19 protein-coding genes and 1 tRNA gene are annotated in these 19,632 nt (G+C 40.2%); 14 read left to right on the top strand and 6 right to left on the bottom strand.

The window, feature by feature from the left end:
- Positions 1–936: 936 nt before the first annotated feature.
- Positions 937–1,272, bottom strand: a complete 336-nt coding sequence (locus tag B3E92_RS13930; RefSeq protein WP_070567360.1) for a winged helix-turn-helix transcriptional regulator — start codon at positions 1,270–1,272, stop codon at positions 937–939.
- A 113-nt stretch (positions 1,273–1,385) separates the two neighbouring features.
- On the opposite strand from B3E92_RS13930, the gene B3E92_RS13925 reads away from it, so the two are divergent.
- From B3E92_RS13925 to B3E92_RS24375, 3 genes are all read left to right on the top strand, one after another.
- The gene (locus tag B3E92_RS13925) at positions 1,386–2,252 is read left to right on the top strand and encodes an SDR family oxidoreductase (RefSeq protein ID WP_286897248.1); all 867 of its coding nucleotides are present in this window, start codon (positions 1,386–1,388) and stop codon (positions 2,250–2,252) included.
- Positions 2,253–2,651: 399 nt separating this feature from the next.
- Positions 2,652–2,837 (top strand): hypothetical protein, encoded by a 186-nt coding sequence (locus B3E92_RS13920; protein WP_139145029.1) that lies wholly within the window; start codon positions 2,652–2,654, stop codon positions 2,835–2,837.
- A 178-nt stretch (positions 2,838–3,015) separates the two neighbouring features.
- Positions 3,016–3,222, top strand: a complete 207-nt coding sequence (locus tag B3E92_RS24375; RefSeq protein ID WP_083296025.1) for a DUF1398 family protein — start codon at positions 3,016–3,018, stop codon at positions 3,220–3,222.
- A 160-nt stretch (positions 3,223–3,382) separates the two neighbouring features.
- Here B3E92_RS24375 and B3E92_RS13915 read toward each other — a convergent pair.
- Both B3E92_RS13915 and B3E92_RS13910 read right to left on the bottom strand, forming a co-directional pair.
- Positions 3,383–3,456: transfer RNA gene (locus B3E92_RS13915), tRNA-Pro, on the bottom strand.
- Positions 3,457–3,611: 155 nt separating this feature from the next.
- A complete protein-coding gene (locus tag B3E92_RS13910; protein WP_070567354.1) occupies positions 3,612–4,175 on the bottom strand; it encodes a porin family protein in 564 nt (187 codons plus the stop codon).
- Between the two features lie 349 nt (positions 4,176–4,524).
- Between B3E92_RS13910 and B3E92_RS13905 the strand changes: the two genes are divergently transcribed.
- The 3 genes from B3E92_RS13905 to B3E92_RS13895 are packed head-to-tail and all read left to right on the top strand — an operon-like array spanning position 4,525 to position 7,862.
- Positions 4,525–5,058 carry an RNA polymerase sigma-70 factor gene (locus B3E92_RS13905; protein WP_070567352.1) on the top strand — a complete coding sequence of 178 codons (534 nt, stop codon included), beginning with the start codon at positions 4,525–4,527 and terminating at the stop codon, positions 5,056–5,058.
- The gene (locus tag B3E92_RS13900) at positions 5,055–6,023 is read left to right on the top strand and encodes a FecR family protein (RefSeq protein WP_286897245.1); all 969 of its coding nucleotides are present in this window, start codon (positions 5,055–5,057) and stop codon (positions 6,021–6,023) included. The genes B3E92_RS13905 and B3E92_RS13900 overlap by 4 nt, the downstream gene beginning before the upstream one ends.
- A gap of 48 nt (positions 6,024–6,071) precedes the next feature.
- Positions 6,072–7,862: a hypothetical protein gene (locus tag B3E92_RS13895; protein WP_286897243.1), complete on the top strand. Its 1,791-nt coding sequence runs from the start codon at positions 6,072–6,074 to the stop codon at positions 7,860–7,862.
- Positions 7,863–7,990: 128 nt separating this feature from the next.
- Here the strand turns inward: B3E92_RS13895 and B3E92_RS13890 are convergent, their stop codons facing one another.
- The 3 genes from B3E92_RS13890 to B3E92_RS13880 form a co-directional block, all read right to left on the bottom strand.
- Positions 7,991–8,440 carry a KTSC domain-containing protein gene (locus tag B3E92_RS13890; RefSeq protein WP_070567345.1) on the bottom strand — a complete coding sequence of 150 codons (450 nt, stop codon included), beginning with the start codon at positions 8,438–8,440 and terminating at the stop codon, positions 7,991–7,993.
- 55 nt (positions 8,441–8,495) lie between these two features.
- Complete coding sequence (locus B3E92_RS13885) at positions 8,496–8,717, bottom strand: VF530 family DNA-binding protein (RefSeq protein ID WP_046674232.1); 222 nt, start codon at positions 8,715–8,717, stop codon at positions 8,496–8,498.
- 82 nt (positions 8,718–8,799) lie between these two features.
- Positions 8,800–9,318 (bottom strand): NADPH-dependent FMN reductase, encoded by a 519-nt coding sequence (locus tag B3E92_RS13880; protein WP_070567343.1) that lies wholly within the window; start codon positions 9,316–9,318, stop codon positions 8,800–8,802.
- A 215-nt stretch (positions 9,319–9,533) separates the two neighbouring features.
- Between B3E92_RS13880 and B3E92_RS13875 the strand changes: the two genes are divergently transcribed.
- From B3E92_RS13875 to B3E92_RS13840, 8 genes are all read left to right on the top strand, one after another.
- Positions 9,534–10,091: an RNA polymerase sigma factor gene (locus tag B3E92_RS13875; protein ID WP_046674230.1), complete on the top strand. Its 558-nt coding sequence runs from the start codon at positions 9,534–9,536 to the stop codon at positions 10,089–10,091.
- A 189-nt stretch (positions 10,092–10,280) separates the two neighbouring features.
- A complete protein-coding gene (locus B3E92_RS13870) occupies positions 10,281–11,381 on the top strand; it encodes a FecR family protein (RefSeq protein WP_286897242.1) in 1,101 nt (366 codons plus the stop codon).
- A 187-nt stretch (positions 11,382–11,568) separates the two neighbouring features.
- The gene (locus B3E92_RS13865; RefSeq protein ID WP_286897240.1) at positions 11,569–14,826 is read left to right on the top strand and encodes a SusC/RagA family TonB-linked outer membrane protein; all 3,258 of its coding nucleotides are present in this window, start codon (positions 11,569–11,571) and stop codon (positions 14,824–14,826) included.
- Between the two features lie 12 nt (positions 14,827–14,838).
- On the top strand, positions 14,839–16,434 hold the full coding sequence (locus B3E92_RS13860; RefSeq protein WP_286897239.1) for a SusD/RagB family nutrient-binding outer membrane lipoprotein: 1,596 nt from the start codon (positions 14,839–14,841) through the stop codon (positions 16,432–16,434).
- A 68-nt stretch (positions 16,435–16,502) separates the two neighbouring features.
- Complete coding sequence (locus tag B3E92_RS13855; protein ID WP_286752911.1) at positions 16,503–16,985, top strand: hypothetical protein; 483 nt, start codon at positions 16,503–16,505, stop codon at positions 16,983–16,985.
- Positions 16,986–17,213: 228 nt separating this feature from the next.
- Positions 17,214–17,771 (top strand): RNA polymerase sigma factor, encoded by a 558-nt coding sequence (locus tag B3E92_RS13850; RefSeq protein ID WP_286897237.1) that lies wholly within the window; start codon positions 17,214–17,216, stop codon positions 17,769–17,771.
- Positions 17,761–18,582, top strand: coding sequence for a hypothetical protein (locus B3E92_RS13845; RefSeq protein WP_286897235.1), 822 nt, complete (start codon positions 17,761–17,763; stop codon positions 18,580–18,582). Before B3E92_RS13850 ends, B3E92_RS13845 begins: the two co-directional genes overlap by 11 nt.
- A gap of 97 nt (positions 18,583–18,679) precedes the next feature.
- Complete coding sequence (locus B3E92_RS13840) at positions 18,680–19,612, top strand: DUF4097 family beta strand repeat-containing protein (RefSeq protein ID WP_286897233.1); 933 nt, start codon at positions 18,680–18,682, stop codon at positions 19,610–19,612.
- The last annotated feature ends 20 nt before the right edge of the window (positions 19,613–19,632 follow it).

The raw sequence follows: 19,632 nt of genomic DNA, 5'->3' as shown, positions 1-19,632 counted from the left end.
ATCAAACCAGGCGGAATGCCGGGTAGAGTTGGAAAAGAAAGCCGCAGGCAAACCATGTACCACTTCTTTCCCCTCGAAAAATTGACAGTTCAAATGAAAATTCGGCAGCAATAAGCCGTTAACGCATCTCATGTTTTTCGTTTTTTCTGATTCCTGACGCAGGGCACCGGCTTTGTCTTGCGCCAAAAACAAGCGGTTACAACACCGGAATTGAAGAAAGGAGCGTATGGTGGTTGACCACCCTGTTCAGGGCCAAATTGACTACTGAGTTAGATTGAAACCTTCGGCTTTATGGTAAAAAAAGGGTAAAAATAACCCTATATAAGGCTCTGTCAGTGCCCATTTCCCTGTATCACAAATCATAACTTCACTTTCAATGCCTCGAAGGTAAAAACTGAAAACAGGTAACGGAATAGGTATAGAAATGCTGGTTCCTCCGCAAAATGGTCCTAGCCCAAGTTCACATGCCGACTTTTTTGAATCTCTTTATATCGTGGAAGGTGAGATTGAAGTACACTCTTAGGCCTACGTATATACCGCCGCGAAAGGCGCTTTCGTACTCATTCCCAAGGGCGGCGCTGTGCATTACTCCAAAAATGTGAGCGATGCTGTAGCTAAGTTGCTCCGTACTGTAGTGCCAGCAGGTTTAGAAGATTTTTTTAGAGATTGGGCAGCCAGTAGCCGCACGAGAATTTCCGCCTCCAACGAATGCGGAAGCGATTAAACGCATTCAGGATATTGCCCGCTCACATGGGCAAACATTGTATTCACCCGATTTTTTAGACGGCAAATAGGATAGTTTCGTCTTAGCTTAATAGCTTTTAGGGATGGTGCAATGGTTTAGTGATTACCTAGGCGTTTTATCCTTATCTATCCAAAACAGTACTTCATAATCACGTTGATTAGGCGTTTTGGTTACGACTTCACGGGAAAGCTTTATTTCACCTTGGTAAGCGTGTCCATGCTTTTTCTTTGCCAGGCTGCTATATCAATCAACAAAGGGCAAAGGGTTTTTCCAAAATCAGTGAGAGTATATTCTACCCGGGGAGGCAGCTCCCTGTACTGTTTCCTGCTGATCAGGCCATCGGCTTCGAGCTCTCTCAATTGATTAGTTAACACCTTTTTTGAAATAGAGGGTACCCTAACCTGGATTTCGCCAAAACGTCTGGTATTTTTTGAAAGTATATATAAAATCGGCAGCTTCCATCGCCCTCCGAATAAGGCTATCGTCGCTGTAACAGGACAGTCATCATGTTCTAATTCCTTTTCCATTAGTCACTTTTAGGTTACCGCTTTTTGTCTTGTTACCCGCAGCAAGGGTAATTTTTCAAAATCAAATTTGTTTCTTTACCTGACAAAAATAATTAATCTAAAAACAAAAAAATATGATCTTAGTAACCGGTGCAACAGGAAATTTAGGTAAAGCCACCATCGATTCATTATTAAACAGGGGTATAGCCCCAAACAACATTACTGCGTTAGTCAGAGATGAAAGCAAGGCGGCAGAATTAAAATCAAAAGGACTTCAAATCAAACTTGGCGACTATCAGGATTTGGAGTCTTTAAAAAGTGCGTTTCGGGGCGTCGACAAGCTGCTGCTGGTGTCTTCTTCATCAGATATAGGCAAAAGGTTTGAGCAGCACAAAAATGCGATCAATGCGGCGAAGGAATCTGGTGTTGGCCATATTATTTATACGAGCTTTGACATGAAGAATTTACAGCAAAGTATAATGGGTGGAGAGGTTCGATATCATGCATATACAGCTGATTATTTAAGACAAACAGGTATCCCCTACACTTTAATGAACAACACAATGTATGCTGACATGATTCCCTTCCTTGTAGGAAAGGATATATTGAATAATGGAATCTCTATCCCTGCAGGAGATGGCAAAACTCCCTTTTTACCAATAAGCGAAATGGCTGAAGCAAATGCTGTTGTATTGACTACTCCGGGTCATGAAAACAAAGAATATATCATCGCCTCAGAAACCGCCTTTTCCTTCGCAGAGATTGCTGACCTGCTATCAGACATTTCCGGAAAAACATTAGCTTATCACCAGCCGCACGTAAGTGCATATGTTGCACAGCTTATACAGGCCGGTCTTTCTGAAGATGATGCAGCGTACATTGCAAGGTTCTGTGGAGCGATTGCTAGAGGTGAATTTGATACGAATAAAAGCGATGTGAAGCGACTACTAGGGAGGAGCCCGGTCAGCCTAAAAGAATTTCTGCAAAATATATACAGTTAATTGGTAGAAGCAAATCCTTTGTGGAAGTGCCGGTTATAGAACCGCTCCCGCATAATAATATGCTTATATATGGAGGCAGAGGCACTGTCCAAATCCAATTGATTTCGCATAACTCTAGGCAGGGAGTTAACGTCATCTTTGTTGATTCAGGCCGTGGAATTCCGGATGTGGAACTTGCGATGGAGCAGGGGTACTCAACCGGCAAAACGCTTTGCATCGGGTTTCCCGGCGCAAAGAGATTTTCTGATCGGTCCGAGATAAACAGCGAATTAGGGAAAGGGACCACCGTCAAGATCACAAAGTGGCGGTAGAAAACTAAACTCAGAAAGTTTTAGCCAGCAGGCTGATCTTCGATAAGTTTACTAAATTGCCTCTTCTTAGCCGCAACTTGGCGGATATGTGATAAAGTTTAGGAAAAGTCCCTTGCAGCGTCATTTGGCTATCTCACGCGCTGAAGTTGCCCAGGTTTATCATGTGTTACCCAATACCGCTTGGTGGTTGGATTTCAGTTCAATGGCCCAAACCGAAGCTCCGGCAGGGACAATCGTCTGCCTATATTCCAAGACGTGGGGTGCACGGTTATAAGAACAATTGTTAACCGGGGTGATACTAAGCGTTACGGTATCCCCCTTTAAAGTTCAAAAAACAGTGGAAAAAAACTCAGCAGCAAAAGGATTCACACTCGAACAAATAAAGGCAGCTCATGCCAAAGTAAAAAGCGGCGCCGACTTCCACGCTACATTCAGGAAATCAAAGCGCTTGGATTGAAAATTATAACTATAGCGTCACTGACGGTACAGTTACGTACTATGGTGAAAGCGGATACCAGATAGCTGCGCCAGCCGTTTATGAGCCTAAGCCCATCAACCCGGATGCTTCTCCGGAGAAATTACGTTATATTATTGCGATTCACCAGAAAGGCCAAACTGATTTTTCGACGTTTTGCGAGCAAGCGGCAAAGCACGTGTAAAACAGATTGAAATATATGCAGAATAAAAACTAATAAATTACACAAAACGAAAAACTCAAATCTAGTTCAACTCACGGAAAGACAAAGAAAGTGTTAGACCCATGTTAGACCTAACAAAAAAGGACTTAAGATTTTAGATCATAAGTCCTTGATAATCAAGTCGGGATGGCAGGATTTGAACCTACGACCTCCAGCACCCCATGCTGGCGCGATACCGGGCTACGCTACATCCCGTTTATTCTGATCGAACGGCCGCTATGAATAGGACCATGATTAAGAATAATTTTTGGTAGCGCTAAAATAATAATTATTGACAAAAAATAAAATATAATTACGAAAAAGCGCCATTCGATTTTTAGAATGGCGCTTTGTGTACTACGAGATGCTGCTTAGAACTTATAACCGACCATAATGCCGATTGTTTTATTTTTTGCATCTAAGGTTTTGTCTACACTCGTAAAACCGTGGCTATAATAAGCATCTAAGGTGAGGTGACTGATGTCTACACCAATACCCACACGACCATCAAATGAAAATTTCTTATAATCGGTATTTGCACTCGACTTGACTGTTTTAACATCATAGTTTAACTGAGGGCCCAATAGTCCCCGGAGGTTGAAGTCGCCATTTTCCAAAAATTTATACCCTACTTGAAGGGGAAGATTGATCTGATAAAATTTAGGCGTTTTCTGTCCGTTTTCGAAGTTATATGCTTTGCGTAAAAGACTGGCACCGATTCCAGGCTGAAAGAATACACGATCTCCAATACGTGCAAATCCTGCAACTGATACGCCAACTTTGCCGTTATTATCTTTGACAGACTTATTGCCAAAGGAACTCATATGATAATTGCTTCCGACTTGCAGCCCATACGTGATGTCCTGTGCCTGTGTAGTACCTGTTAATCCCAATAATGTCAATCTCAGCAGGGCTACTTTGAATGTTGTTTTCATTGTCAAATTATTTTTGTTATCAATTGTATATTGTTCTTTCCTTTATGACAACGGAAAAACTGTATACCCTTAGAAAAAAAATATTTTATAAAATAGATGACTTACCTTTAGTGATAACAATAGCTTTTCTATACTTCTTCTCGGGTGAATCCCATTTTTCAGATGGGAAATGGACTGTGCTTGTTGTCGTATTGATATGAAAAGATTTCAGAATAGGTTCGACTTAGGGATTTGCGATCACCTGATTCAGGTCATTGAAGCTGATAAAAAAATGAAAAATTTGTAAGGGTAACAGTCTATTAGGATGTCTTACTAATAGAGCGGATTATTTAAACAATAGAATTGATCAATGTCGGAAAATAAAGAAAAGAATTTTGAGCAGCTTTTTCGCACACATTACAAGGAGTTACATCGTTATGCCTATCGATATCTAGGTGATAGTGATGTGGCGGAAGAGGTTGTGCAACAGGTGTTTTTGCGGCTTTGGGAACGCGATTGGGAGGAGCAGATACATACTTCATTAAAAGCTTATTTATATCGGGCTATTTATAATGAAAGTATGAATGTGCTAAAAAAGGAGCAACGAAAGCTAAAATATCAATCACATGAGCAGCATAAACAGGATTTTGCGCCTGCAGTTGATGAAAGTACACGGGATTTGGACGAAAGGCTGCAGATTGCCTTGGCGGAATTACCCGAAAAAAGTCGGACGGTTTTTGAGTTAAGCCGTTTTCAGGAAATGAAGTATAAGGATATCGCAGTAACCTTGGATCTGTCGATAAAGACTGTTGAGGGACATATGAGTAAGGCGCTGCGACATTTGCGTATTGAACTTGTGGATTATTTAACATTGATTATTTGCTTTCTTATCTATAGGCTATGAATAAGGAACTGTTAGAAAAATATATCGTTGGTGAGACCAACGAGGTAGAGAATACCATGATAAAAAATTGGTTGGAAGAAGATGCCAACAATAAGGAGGAATACATAAAAATGAAAAAAATGTGGGATAGTTTGCCGAAACCCCTGGATGTTCCTGATGTGGATGTGGATAAGGCTTGGGCTGACTTCAAAGTGGTACGAGATAAAAGAGCGTCAGAAGCTGCGTCGTTACCCCAAAAAATGACTCCTGTGAAGCAATGGAGCTGGTGGCTCGCCGCGAGTATCTTGATACTCTGTGCAGTAGGATTCTATGTATTTGATCAGTCGCATCGTGAAGAAATGTTTCTTTCGAGCAGGGATCAAGTGCGCCAAGATTCCCTTCCTGATGGCTCGGTTGTTACACTAAATAAAAATACATCGCTGGCTTATTCAAGTCGTTGGACCAATAAAAATAGAAATCTGACCCTGGAAAGAGGGGAAGTGTTTTTCCAGGTTCACAAGGATAAAAAACACCCCTTTGTCATTGAAACAGGTAAAACCAAAATCACGGTATTGGGCACAAGTTTTAATGTGCGACGGATACCCGATGCGACGGAAGTTATTGTTGCTACAGGATTGGTCAAAGTGGGGTATGCAAATAAGGAAGTCTTTTTGCGGCCACAACAAATGATTACGATCCGGGACAGGGATACGATAAAAGTAGGAAAGGAACCTGTCAAAGATCAGTTTTATAAATACTATGTGGATCGTGTGTTTGATTTTCAGAATACCCCATTGAAACGTGTTGTCGAGGTGCTCAATCAAGCTTATGATTATACGATTATTGTAGATCATTCTCCTGATCAGAAATTGTTATTGACAGCAAAATTCGAACAAAATAGTTTAACTGAAATTTTGAAAGTCATTTCTAGCACATTTGGATTAAAAGTCCATGTGAAAGATAGGGAGATTCATCTGACGAGATGAGCCAACAAATAGATATATTTTCGGAACAAAATTGTATATAAAAACAACATGATACTATTTTTTATAAAAAGGATAGAGCTTTACCTCTTCATTTTAATGCTGTGTTCGTTCCATTCGGGACGAGCACAGCAAAAGCTTGCTGTAGAGATTCAGATGCCTGCTTTTGCGGAGACCACAGTAGGTGAAATCTTTCAGCTTTTGAAAGAGAAGGAAGATGTATTGTTCTCTTTCAATGGAAATATTTTACAGACAGACAGTGTTATTCATACCAAGCCTTTTAAAGGAAATTTGTACGATTATCTAGATGGGATTTTGGGAAAGGAATATTCTTTTAAAGAACTGGGCAGACATATTATCATTCAATATACACCACAACGGATGTCGGTAGATTTTGAAGTACAAACACCCACTAAGAATAAAGTGGTTATAACAGGTTATATCAAGAATATTCGAACCAACCGCCCGATTTCCAATGCGAGCATCTTTGATCGAAATGCTTTACTGTCTACATTGACGGATCAAAATGGCTACTTTGAACTAGATGTAAAGAAAAGGAGTAATCTCATTGCCGTGAATGTGAGTAAGGAAGCTTTTCGGGATACCAGTGTTATGGTGATTTTTCCGATAGAAGCGCGAATTGGAGAAAAGAAGACGCGTGATTATGGCTATTTTGAGGGTTATGAAGAAGATCATGGTCTTTATCGATCGTTTTGGGGACGGGTGTTTCTCTCGCCTGCCCAGAAGATCCAAAGTATGAATTTAGGAGGAATGTTTTTGTATAGTCCATACCAAATTTCGATGACACCAGGATTAAGTACGCATGGTTTTATACGCTCGCAAATTGTGAATAAATTTTCCATCAATATCATTGGTGGATCTACGGCGGGCGTAAAAGGTATGGAACTCGGTGGCGTATTTAATATCAATCAATACGATATGCAGGGTATGCAGATGGCTGGGGTGTTCAATGCGGTGGGCGGAAATGTGCGTGGGGTACAGCTCGCCGGTGTAGGAAACCGTGTTTTCGGAGAAATGAAAGGTTTGCAAATGGCAGGTGTTTTTAATGGCGTAGGTGGAAATGTAAGTGGGGTACAGATCGCTGGTGTGGGAAACCATGTTGTCGGGCAAGTAAAAGGTCTACAAATAGCGGGTGTTTTCAACAAAGCAGATACGGTGAGAGGAGTTCAGATTGCCGGAGTTGTAAATTTGACGAAAGATGCTTCTGGAACGACACAGCTTGCCAGTATACTTAATCATAGCGAATCGACTGTTGGAAATCAAATTGCAGGCCTCGCCAATAAAGCAAAAAAAGTAAAAGGAATTCAATTGGCCGGTATCGTCAATATCGCGGATAGCAGCGATTATCCCATTGGTCTGCTCAATTTTATTAAAAATGGCGAGAAAAGTCTTTCAGTAGCAATTAATGAAGATAGCTACCTCGGACTGCAATTTCGTTCAGGTGGTCGTGTACTTTATAGCCTATTATCGATCAATGTGGCACTTGAAGGTAATCGACCTGATAAATATGCCTTTGAAGCTGGGTTAGGAGCTGTAGTGCTCAATGGGTCTAAATTCAGTCTCCGCACTGAAATAACAGCGCGTAATCTTCTGACCGAGAAATTTAAAATGCTGGATAACCATCAGTCCTCGCTGCGGGTAATTCCGGCCTTTAAGCTAAGTGAGCGCATGTCTATATTTGTCGCTCCCAGCCTTAACTGTGCAGAAAGAGATGAGAATTCAATTTATGGTGGCAGTACGGTGTGGAAAGCTTGGCGAAGAGACCGTACACGAAATACATTTTATGGCGGTGGAATGGCAGGTCTGATGTTAAAATTATAAAACTGAAAACTATTTGTTAATAGTGTTGTTCTATAGATAGCTTTTAAACATTTAACATTTTACGTAAACGCCCAATATCAATTTGATAGCGGGCGTTTATCTTTGTATAGCTGATTGGAGAACAGTGTTTAAGCGACTGTCGCAGTCTTTAATACATTACGGTAAGGATAAGAATGGAAGATGTGTCTGCGGGCAAATCGACCTAAAGAATCTGCGTTGACAAATTTAATATAGTCATTCCGCTGAACACCAAAATATTCATATTGACTACCATCGTGAAAAGTGACTGTCAATATTTGTCCTTTCCAGTCAATATCCTGAATACCAGAATTGGTAATTGTCTCCGTGTAGATTGGTAACTGTTGCTCTAATGTTTCCGGACAAATGCTTACCAGAAAATGGTATGCTTCGATCATTTCAACACTTTTTTGCTCTGCAGCCAAACGACCTTCTTCATCATTGACAAATTTATCGGGATGACATTCTTTCATGATTGTCCGGTAAGTAGATTTTAGGGTTTTAAGATCCACAGATTTATCTACATTAAGTAACTTCCGGTAGTCGGCAATTTTTTTCATGGCGGCAAAGATATGCTTAATAATCAGATTATTCGCTATGAAATAAGAAATTTTCTTATTTCTTCAACAAGGTTTTTACATAGAGTTGCTCGACCTTCTCTCTTGCCCAAGGTGTTTTCCTTAAGAAAGTTAGGGATGATTTGACACTCGGATTTTCATTGAAGCAACGGATGGATATGCGTTGTCCCAACTCTTCCCAGCCATAATACTCCACTAAATATTCAATAATGGTGTCGAGTCTTTTTCCGTGTAATGGATTATTAATTTGTTCTTGCATGTCGTAAAGATAATAATCTTCAAATTATGGATTATGCTAATTTCTATGGTTTGAATGAAAATGGAACAGAACTTAGTGTGTATTAATATTCATTAAGTTGTGTGGCCAGCTTTTCTAGATCTAAATTGAGCTGTTCGTCCCAAATTGCTCCCGTAGCATCCAGTTTTCCTTTGACTCCTTGTATGAGTAGATTTCTTTTTTCGTCAATTTGAGCTCCTAATCCCTGCAGGATACGCTGTAGTTCGACATGCGCTGTTTCGCCTTGCGCAGCAGCAGTAATGATACTAACGGGCTTATCGGTGAAAACCGTCGTTGCGGCGCACCATTCAAGTAGATTTTTTAATCCACTGGGTACACTGAAAATATATTCAGGGCTGCTGATCAATACTAAATCGGCGTCATTGATTACCTGGCGAAGTGCAATAATTTCAATAGGTGGATGAGATTGGCTCTCCTCTGGATCAAAATGAGGCAGTTCTTTAAGACGATCAAATAGGGTGAAATGGATATCGGCATTGATCTCCTGTTGGAGGTGATTTACAATATGATGATTGGATGAATGTGCACTGGCGCTACCAACAATGGCAAAAATAGTTTTCATGTGAGTTTAAATCTAATCAACGGCTGTATACTGCTGCTGAGTTTTTACTTTTTATATTCTTAATTTAGGAACTAAATTACACTATTCAATTCAAACGATTGACTTTGTTCTTCGCTTCAATGTAATTTTTCGTTTCTTTCTCCTTTTACCGATTAAGTTTATACTTTTGGAACTGAGGACTTATATTAGCCTTTTTTCGGATTATATGCTTTATTATGAGAAATAAAATGGGGTACCGCTTATTGTGGGAACGTATTCGTACTGGAGACGAAACGGCTTTCTTTGACCTATATGCGGCACTCTATCAAGAGCTTGTCAATTTTGGAATACGTACATGTGGCGATAGTGACCTGGCAAGTGAAGCAACCGATCAGGTATTTGTGAAAATTTGGGAAAAACGAGAACAGCTTGACCGGGTCGAAAATGTACAGTCCTATCTCATTACTTTTTTAAAAAGACGTATTCTGCGTTTGCTGGAGAAACAACATAAAATAAATACAGCCCTTCAACATGTAAAAGCTGAAGATGATTGGGTGGAGATGCCCTATGAGGAGTTTGTCATCAAAGTACAGACGAATGAAATCATACAGATCCGTTTGAAAGAAGCACTGGAGAAGTTATCATTTCGTCAAAAACAGCTGGTGAATCTCAAGTTCTTTGAGGGATATTCGTATGAAAAAATCTCAGAAATTACACAAATGTCTGTAAAGACAGCCTATAATACGCTTTACGATGCTTTGAAAATCCTACGGGAAGAGTTAAAAGATATTTAAGTTTAACCTGTTGTGGTTCCTTTGCAGATCCAATAATCGTTTAGCATGCGCTGAAAACTATTACAGAATGCTATTCTTGTATTCTTTATTTAAAATAAAAATCTGAATTTCAGTGTTTTATGAAATATTTTAAATTTTCTTTAGGCAAAAGAACGTCTTTTGGGCACTATAGAGTAAATACCCAAAAGAATGAGCCAAAAAGATTATAAACAGTTAGAAGATTTTTTGATTGACGATACTTTTCAAAAGTATTGCTCAGGGGAAGATAAAAACTGTATTCTATACTGGCAACAATATAGCCTAAACCATCCCGAACAAGCAGAGACTATTCTAAAAGCGAAGCGCCTATACCAACTGTTGGTCGGTAACCGTAGACCTGTGAATGAACAATTGGAAAAATTGAAAACTGATCTTCAAAATTCTTCTGTAGAACATTTCGTGTCAAATCGATTTAATTGGGCCAAATGGGGCGCTGTTGCAGCAATACTCGTTGCTTTGGTTTCTGGCGGACTCTGGTATTATTCGCAGTCAGGCAAAGTGGATACCGTATTGCCTATCACGTCAATTGGGCAGGTTTACCAAACGAAGAATGGTGAAAAAAAGACCTTTGAATTGGGCGATGGGAGCACTGTTACCTTAAATTCAGGAAGTAGGCTTGAGCTTGCTGCTGACTTCAATCAGGAATTACGGGTTGTAAGGCTTGCCGGGGAAGGCTATTTTCAGGTGGCGAAAAATAAAGAAAAACCTTTTGTAGTACAAGCTTCTGATTTTGACATCAAGGTACTGGGAACCACATTTAATGTGAAGAGTTATTCAGATGAGCCCACAGCAGAAGCGTTGCTTGTTGAAGGTTCGATTGAAATGAAGAGCAAAGGGCAACGGGAAAATTCTGTGATCATCAAGCCAAATCAAAAAATCACGATTTACAAAAACCAAGGCGAAATTGCAGTACAGCATAAAACCAATAAACCAATCTCGAGCAAATTACCAATTAAGGAAATTGCTATAGAGAACATCCCTACAGTAGAATCGAACATCGCTGAAATACCAGATATTGCATGGCGTGAAAACAGATTAGAAATCGTGGACCAAGATTTTGAATCTCTGCGCCGGACATTGGAGCGTTGGTATGATGTGGATATACACATTCAAAACGACCAATTAAAACAATACCGGTTTACAGCAACCTTTAGCAAAGAAAATATCACTCAGGTGCTGAGTGCTTTACAGAGCGTTGAACCTTTTAAATTTAATGTATATGGGAGAAAAATAACTATATCAGAAAAGTAAAAAGGATGGTGGACCAACACCATCCTTCATTGAAAAAATGATTAACCAAAAGCAGCAACATTGGGGCGTGCTGCTTAATATTAATTTTAACCAACACTAAAATATGATTAAAAATTGCTTATTGCAAATGCGCAATGGATATATTGTGCATTTTAGATTCATTATCCGGATGAAACTAGCCTTAATTATGACTACGTGTGCTGTTATGAATGTTTCGGCAAATGTATTTTCCCAACAAAAAGTCTCCTTGGATGTCCAAAAAACAAAACTAAGCAAGGTACTTAAAATGATCGAAGAGCAAAGTGATTATTACTTTGTCTATAATTCGACGAATGAAAATTTAAATAAAGAGGTGTCTGTCAATGTGAATAATACGAAGGTATTGGACGTGTTGACAAAGCTTTTCAATAAAAGTGGATTGGTTTATTCTGTTTCCAAAGAAGGTCTCGTGGTCGTGAGCCAACAGCAGCAAGTCGCTGTTACAGGAGTTGTGACTGACGATAAAGGTAATCCTTTGGCTGGTGCTACAATACGTGTTAAGGGAACCGCAGTAGGAAGGGCAACGGATATCAATGGACGTTTTACGATCGATGCGGCAACCGGAAACACCTTGATTATTTCTTTTGCAGGTTACACTTCGCAAGAAGTAGCCGTAACCAAAGAGAGGGATTTGAAAATTGTTTTATTGGAAGATAACCGGATGCTCAATGAGGTCGTTGTGACGGCACTGGGTATGAAGAAAGAGAAGCGCTCGTTGGGGTATTCTGTTACGCAGGTTGCTGGTGAATCCCTAACTACAGCCCGTGAAAATAATGTGATGAATTCACTTGCCGGTAAAGTAGCAGGCTTGGATATTAGCTCCACTTCTGGAGGAGCAGGAGCGGCTTCCAATGTAACAATCCGGGGGGTATCGAGTTTGAACCAAACCAATCAACCTTTATATGTAATCAATGGTATCCCCATGGAAAGTAAACCAGTAGGTATCGGAAATGCGAATTCTAAAGGGAACTCCGGAAGCCAATGGGATAATGCACCTGATCTAGGTGATGCCATCAGTAATATAAATCCCGATGATATCGAAAGCATTTCTGTTCTAAAAGGTGCTGCAGCATCAGCGCTATATGGCTCAAGAGCAAAAGCTGGCGTCATCCTGATTACGACAAAATCAGGTAAAGGTAATTCGATCGATTTCAATAGTAACCTTGTTGCCGAGCAGATCATTGACAACACCAATTGGCAAACAGTGTATGGTCAGGGGGCGAACGGTGAGAAGCCAACAACCCAAGCAGGAGCGGCCCAAGTGGGCGGATCGAGCTGGGGAGCTAAATTGGACGGTTCTCCCGTAGTCCAATTTGACGGTGTATCGAGACCATATTCATTACAAAAAGGGAATTTAGATAGGTTTTATCGTACGGGTTCAACATGGACAAATACGCTGGCATTAAATAAATCATTTGATGGCGGATCTATCCGTCTGTCGGGAACAGATGTCAATAACAGGTCTGTTGTTCCAAATTCGGGACTGAAAAGACAGTCGTTTAATTTGGTCGGACTTTTTGAACCACTCAAAGGTTTGACGATTGATGCGCGCTATAATATGATTTTGGAGCAAGTCAAAAATCGCCCCATGGTTTCGGATGGTGCGGGAAATGCCAACTATAATGTCATGTTTTTACCGACGAGCATCAATGTCAATGATTTGAAGCCATGGAAAGATAGCAATGAAAAGGAGATACTTTATAACTCTGGTAATGTGTATGCAACGAATCCTTGGTTTGCGGCAAATGAATTTATTAATAATACCAATCGCGACCGCTCTATAGCATCTGTTACGGCTAAATATACGATGGGCAACGGTTTGTTTGTTCAGGGAAGAGCGGGACGGGATGGCTATACTGATCATTATAAAAATGTATTGCCTTCTGGTACGGGTTATTATGAAAATGGTAAAATCGCTGAACAAGAAACCAAATTTGCGGATATTAATACGGATGTTTTGGTTGGTAAGTCATTCACTTTCGGTGATTACACCCTGACGCCTAATCTCGGAGCGAGTTACAGAAATACTAAAATCAGACAAACGACAAATTTGGGTACCGACTTCGCGATATTCGGTGTTTACAATATTTTGAATGCAAAAAATAAATCGGTAGCGTATCTCGAAAGCGAATCGGAGACACAGTCTACTTACGGTACCTTAGAATTTGCTTATAAAGATGTCGCCTATCTGACAGGTAGTTTGCGCTCTGACTGGTTTTCTACGCTAGCAACTCCGGGAGTGGATAATAAATTGAACTCGGTTTATCCAGCAGTTTCGGGATCATTTATCTTTTCAGAATATCTAAAGCCATCGTGGTTGAGTTTTGGAAAGTTGAGGGCAGGTTTTGCTCAGGTAGGGCAGGCAACAGATCCTTATCAAACCTTGCTAACCTATAATTTTAGAAGCGAGGTACTCAACGGTCAACCGTTAGGGGTTATTAACAATGTGAATATCCCGAACTCTTCCTTGAAAGCTTCTACAGCAACAGAGTTGGAAATTGGAACGGAGTTGCGTCTTTTTAATGATCGTGTAAACTTGGATCTAACCTGGTATAACAAGAAGTCGAAAGATGAGATTTCTTTTATCACAACCCCTTCAGCAAGCGGGTACGCCGGTGCCGTACTCAATGCTGGAAAGATGCAAAATAAGGGATTTGAAGCGTTGATTTCTGCTACTGTTGTTAAATCCGAAGATTTTAAATGGGTGTCTTCATTGAATGGTTCTTACAACGACAATAAAGTGATTTCATTGGCTGAAGGAATGGACGAACAGACGGTAGCAACGTCCCGTTCGGGTGTAGGTTACTTAATGAATAAAGTTGGTATGCCTGCTTTTCAGATCATGGCTTTCGATTATAAGTATGATAGCAATGGCGAGATCGTAAAATTGGCTGACGGTTCTCCTGACCGGGGTGAGTTAAAGTCTTATGGTTCAGCTATGAATAAATGGTTTGCAGGTTGGAACAATGAATTTAACTACAAAAGGTTCAATTTCTCTTTCTTGATTGATGGAAAATGGGGTGGAAAGCTTTTCTCAGGAACAGACTACTACGGTTACATTTTTGGATTGCATCAGGAAACTGTGGCAGATCGTGAAAGCTTGGGTAGAACGGCCTCTACTTATTATACCAATACAGCGAATAATGTATCCAAGATTTTTGTAAACAGCGCTGATTTTGTAAAGTTGAGACAGGTCGTTATGGGGTATACTTTCCCTTCCAACTTATTCAATAACAAAGTTAAGTCAATTACGGTAAGTGCTGTAGCGCGCAATCTCTGGACGATCATGAAGAAAACAAATAACATTGATCCAGAATCGAGTTATAATGCAACTTTCCCGGGTTTAGAACTCGGCGGTGTTCCAGCAGTGCGTACTTACGGTGTTAATTTAAGTGTTAAATTCTAATTGCAAACAATCATGAAAAGATATATTAAACCGGTATTTATTAGTTTAATGGCAGCTACATTATTTATGGAAAGTAGCTGTACCAAAGATTTTGATAAGATAAATACAGATCCAGTTGCTTACGGAAAAGAAAATTGGGATCCAAATTATACTTTGAGCTCAGCACAGTTGTTTTACACCGGAAGTTTTGATTTTGCATACGATACATGGCGTGGAAATCTGATTTATTCTTCCACAATGATGCAAGGTTTATCGACCGTAGTGAGTTATTGGGCTGGGGACAAATATATGCTGAATGAAAGTTATACCGCTGCTTATTGGGGGACGGGTACAGTAGGGGCCTATATTGAGCAGGTTCGTAATATTGTGGATGTGGTTGAGTTTACAAAAGACAAACCAAAATATGCAAATCTCCACAATGTCGCCCGTATTTGGAAAGCTTTAATTTTCGCACGCTTAACTGATTTGTATGGCGATGTTCCCTATTCGGAGGCGGGACTGGGTTTTTATACCAAAGTTTATAAACCGAAGTATGACAAGCAGCAGGATATCTACGCTGATTTGCTGAAGGAACTGGAAGCGGCTACTGCAGCGTTAAAGGATGATGGTGATAAAGTCACTGGGGATGTTATTTATAAAGGTGATATTGCCAAATGGCGTAAATTTGGTAATTCTCTACTGCTTCGCACAGCGATGCGTTTGGTTAAAGTAGACGAAGCTAAAGCGAAAGAGTATGTGCAGAAGGCTGCGGGCAAGACAATGGACAGTAATGCTGACAATGCATTTATTTTACATGATGAGTCTGGATCTCGGGTAACGCAAAATAGAAATAGCCAAGTTTTATTGGGTGATGGTGGTCAAGAGAATTATTATGTCAAATGGTCTAAAACATTTATTGACTATCTAAAAAGCAATAATGATCCGAGGTTACAAAAGGTAGCTGTCACAAAACTGTATTTATCGGAAAAGGATAAAGTACAGAACGGGAGTTTTATTACAGACCCAACCAAACAAAAAGGGATGCCTAACGGTAAGGATTTGGGCTCAAATGCGCAGTATAACATCAGTAGCGATCCAAGTTACACGACCTTTGCGGAATATTCTTCGCCCAATCCTAATATGATCAAGCGGACTGGCGCGACATTTATTTTGACCTACGGTGAATCCGAATTGCTTTTAGCAGAGGCTGCCCAACGTTGGGGCATCGGTGGTAGTGCAAGCGACCATTATAAAAAAGGGGTGAAGGCAAGCATTACGTATCTGAATCAATATGATGGTTCCTTGGCAATAAGTGATGCAGATGCTGAGACTTACTTGGCAGCAAATCCATTTAATGCTGCTGATGCCTTAAAGCAGATTAATACTCAATACTGGGCACATACCATAACGATGATGGACTTTTATGAAACTTGGAGCAACTGGCGTAGAAGTGGCGATCCAGCGTTAACTCCTGTGAATTATCCAGGCAATGCAACGTCGGGGACTATTCCAAGAAGATTCCCTTATCCTTCTACTGAAGCGGCTATCAATGGCGAAAACTACAGAGCAGCTTCGGCCGCAGTACCTGGCGGAGACAAGTTGTCTGGTCGAGTTTGGTGGGATAAATAATTACAATGGTTTGTTTTTGATTGAGGCTGAACTTTCGTAGTTTGGCCTCTTTAAACCTTTTATAAAATATGATAAACCTAAAAAATCAATTGCTGTTTGCGATCGCGACTTCCTGTCTTGTTTTTTCATGTAAAAATAATACTGAAAAAAAAGAAGTTGATGCGGTAAAATCAACTTCTTTGTCCGGTACCTATAAGCTTATTGAAAGCAAGACAATTAAAGGGAAGGATACGGTGACCGCTTTTACGGATACCAGTAAAACAGAGATGTTTAAAATGTTCAATGATGACCATTTTTCTTTCTTTAACCACGATAAGGAAAAAGGTAAAGGGAAAGAACCGCTATTTGTAGCCGGTGGCGGTACCTATTCTTTTGATGGTGTCAACTATCAAGAAAGACTACAATATTGTTCAATGCGGGATTGGGAAAGCAATAAGTTTGATTTTAAACTTACTTTAAAAGGAGATACCTTGATTCAAACCGGTGAGGAAAATTTACCTGAATTGGGGGTTAAACATACCATTGTGGAAACCTATCTAAAAGTCAAATAATCAATATTCTTATACCTGGAATTTTAACATCCCTCTTAAGTTTATTTTATTAATGCAGGCACTCAAGATTTCTTGAGTGTTTTTTTTGTTTGCTGGGAGGCCCTTTAAAAGGCTTTTATGCGATAATAGCATTATTTTAGAAAAAAAATAAAATTATATTGCAACATTTTCAACAGGGGCCCGACTACATAGTAGAAACATAAGAATTAACAGTATTAATTTTAGAACGTGCAAGATCAGCTTAGCGATAAGGAATTATTAGCGATGTGCCAAACGGGCAACGAGTCTGGCTTTGCGCAGCTCTATCATCGGTATGCAAAAAAGATTTTTAATTCTATTTATCGGGTTTTGTCGAATCAGGAAGAAAGTGAAGATATTTTACAGGAAACCTTTGTTGATTTTTTTGCAAGATCAGATAAATGGCATTTAGTGCTCAGTGTGGAGGCCTGGTTGAGAAGAATGGGGGTGAATAAGGCAATCTCATTATTACGGAAGAATAAGCAATATTTTACGCCGGTGGATGATCTGGAAATTCAGGATGATGGCGAAGACGAATTGCTGGAAAAAGAGTGGCGTGAATGTCGTTTGACAGATTTGGAAAATGTGATCGATCAACTGACCGGTGTACCTAAGATGGTGGTCAATCTTTATCTGTTTGAAAATATGAGCCATGATGAAGTTGCAGAAACATTGGGGATGACAGCAGTTGCTGTACGTAGCCAATACCACCGTGCTAAAAAGAAAATTTACGAACAATTGAAGGAAAGGTATAATTATGCGGGATAATTTAAAAGATTTTGTGAACGCTAATCGGGAGGCATTTGATCAGAGAGAACCTTCGGCTGACTTATGGAATAAAATAAGGCCACAAGTAGTCCCCACTGTTCAGGAAAGAAAGATTAAGCCTTTATGGAAATGGGCAAGTATTGCGGCAGCAGCATTGTTAGTTGGGACAGCAACCTTTATTGCTTTTGACCAACAGCATGAATTAGCGGTAGAAAAACCTGTGGCTGCAGTACATCCGGTTACTGTTCAGAAAAGTACTGGAGATACAAATGTGGATCATGCTGGCCTGATGGATATTGTTTCTGATAGCCAAAAGAATTCAGCTCGGGTTAACGCAATAGCGGGTATCGAAGGCAAAAGAAAACAATTGGCAAAAGTAAGCGTATCCGAAGCTGCTCATCGCGAAAAGGAAGAGAAGATGGATTATGTTCAGATGCTTCAAGATTCCAGTTCTGCGAGTACACGGTTAAGTGCGGTCTTGGCGATGAAAGATGGGGGAAGCTTAGATGGGAATAGTAGGGGAGCTTTAGAAAAGACTGCTGTATCAGATCAAAGCAGTAATGTACGCATGGCTGCAATTGAAACGATATTAAATGGACTTAGTCCGGAAGAACGTCAACAAAAGGTTCAGGACTTTTTTGTGGAGCAAAATGATCCCACTTTACAAATGGAACTGATGCAAATGATGGCCCAACAGGCGGATCCGACGATGAAGGCGACGACAAAGGAAAAGTTAAATGAAATTGTCGAAGATCCCTTTACCCTGAAATTTGTGAAGGAGCAGGCCTATGCGGTATTATTAAATCAATAACGGAATATATTAAGGTGGAAGTCGGATTGTGTATGTTAATCAATGAAAAAGCTTAAAATGCATTATTTGACACATAATAAAGTAAAACTAAAACGAAATGAAAAAGATAAGGATAATGATGATTGGGGTCGCACTGATCTTTGCAAGCGCATTGCAGGCCCAGGTAAATGAAAATGTTGAAGGAGTTGCTGCACCAAAACCTCCTAATCCTCCTAAAAAGGCTAGAGCGGTGTCAGGAGTTGTTGTCAGTAATAATCATAATTTTACTTACAGTTCTGCTGGATTCGGCCGTTCCAATGGACCGAAAAGCTGGAAAGAAATTAAAGTGCCCAACTTGGGGAATAAGCTACTATTAAAATTGGATAATGTTTATATCGAAGGGTATAAGGGAAAAGACGTGCTGATTACGGCCAAAGTGGAGGAAAGTGAAGAAAATGACCGCGCCAAAGGCTTACGTGTGATCAATGGCTCGGGCTTATCGGATAATTCAGGGCTTGGTATGAATATCAAAACAGAAGGTGGGGTGACTGAAATAAGTATGGTAGGGATGCCCTTAGAAGATTCTATCCGTATCAGGATACCGATGGATCTGCCTGTGACGATCAAAGGCGGTCGTGGAGCGATGTTTAATGCTGGGGAAATCGAATTAAAAGATATCCGGGCTGAGGTTGAAGTTGCTAGTACAATGGGGAATGTGAATTTATTGAACGTGACGGGGCCGATCAATGTCAAGGTTGCACAGGGAGATGTAACGGCCAAATTTGTTCAACCTGTTAAAGGACCGATTTCTTTGGTCGCAGCAATGGGGGCCGTAGATGTGGCCTTTCCAAAGAATTTTGGTGCTAATGTGGATGTGAAATCAGCCATGGGGAACATCTATGCAGCAGACGAGTTTCAGTTTGAGAAACAGTCTGAAGAGCCGAAGTCAACGCCAATGGGAAATGCGGTGAAAGGCAAAATGAATGGTGGTGGACAGGATGTTATCTTAAAAACATCCATGGGAGATATTTACATAAGAACACAGAACTAAAAAAAAGAAGCTGTCTCAAA

This window comes from Sphingobacterium sp. UBA6317 (assembly GCF_002440385.1).
GTDB lineage: Bacteria > Bacteroidota > Bacteroidia > Sphingobacteriales > Sphingobacteriaceae > Sphingobacterium > Sphingobacterium multivorum.
Note: the sequence above shows the minus strand (reverse complement) of the source record. Positions and strands in the feature narration are given on the sequence as shown.

Bases quoted from the DNA above. Each gene is read 5' to 3' on its own strand.
- B3E92_RS13930 (WP_070567360.1), bottom strand. From the start codon at position 1,272: ATGGAAAAGGAATTAGAACATGATGACTGTCCTGTTACAGCGACGATA.
- B3E92_RS13925 (WP_286897248.1), top strand. From the start codon at position 1,386: ATGATCTTAGTAACCGGTGCAACAGGAAATTTAGGTAAAGCCACCATC.
- B3E92_RS13910 (WP_070567354.1), bottom strand. From the start codon at position 4,175: ATGAAAACAACATTCAAAGTAGCCCTGCTGAGATTGACATTATTGGGA.
- B3E92_RS13905 (WP_070567352.1), top strand. From the start codon at position 4,525: ATGTCGGAAAATAAAGAAAAGAATTTTGAGCAGCTTTTTCGCACACAT.
- B3E92_RS13900 (WP_286897245.1), top strand. From the start codon at position 5,055: ATGAATAAGGAACTGTTAGAAAAATATATCGTTGGTGAGACCAACGAG.
- B3E92_RS13895 (WP_286897243.1), top strand. From the start codon at position 6,072: ATGATACTATTTTTTATAAAAAGGATAGAGCTTTACCTCTTCATTTTA.
- B3E92_RS13890 (WP_070567345.1), bottom strand. From the start codon at position 8,440: ATGAAAAAAATTGCCGACTACCGGAAGTTACTTAATGTAGATAAATCT.
- B3E92_RS13885 (WP_046674232.1), bottom strand. From the start codon at position 8,717: ATGCAAGAACAAATTAATAATCCATTACACGGAAAAAGACTCGACACC.
- B3E92_RS13880 (WP_070567343.1), bottom strand. From the start codon at position 9,318: ATGAAAACTATTTTTGCCATTGTTGGTAGCGCCAGTGCACATTCATCC.
- B3E92_RS13875 (WP_046674230.1), top strand. From the start codon at position 9,534: ATGAGAAATAAAATGGGGTACCGCTTATTGTGGGAACGTATTCGTACT.
- B3E92_RS13870 (WP_286897242.1), top strand. From the start codon at position 10,281: ATGAGCCAAAAAGATTATAAACAGTTAGAAGATTTTTTGATTGACGAT.
- B3E92_RS13865 (WP_286897240.1), top strand. From the start codon at position 11,569: ATGACTACGTGTGCTGTTATGAATGTTTCGGCAAATGTATTTTCCCAA.
- B3E92_RS13860 (WP_286897239.1), top strand. From the start codon at position 14,839: ATGAAAAGATATATTAAACCGGTATTTATTAGTTTAATGGCAGCTACA.
- B3E92_RS13855 (WP_286752911.1), top strand. From the start codon at position 16,503: ATGATAAACCTAAAAAATCAATTGCTGTTTGCGATCGCGACTTCCTGT.
- B3E92_RS13845 (WP_286897235.1), top strand. From the start codon at position 17,761: ATGCGGGATAATTTAAAAGATTTTGTGAACGCTAATCGGGAGGCATTT.
- B3E92_RS13840 (WP_286897233.1), top strand. From the start codon at position 18,680: ATGAAAAAGATAAGGATAATGATGATTGGGGTCGCACTGATCTTTGCA.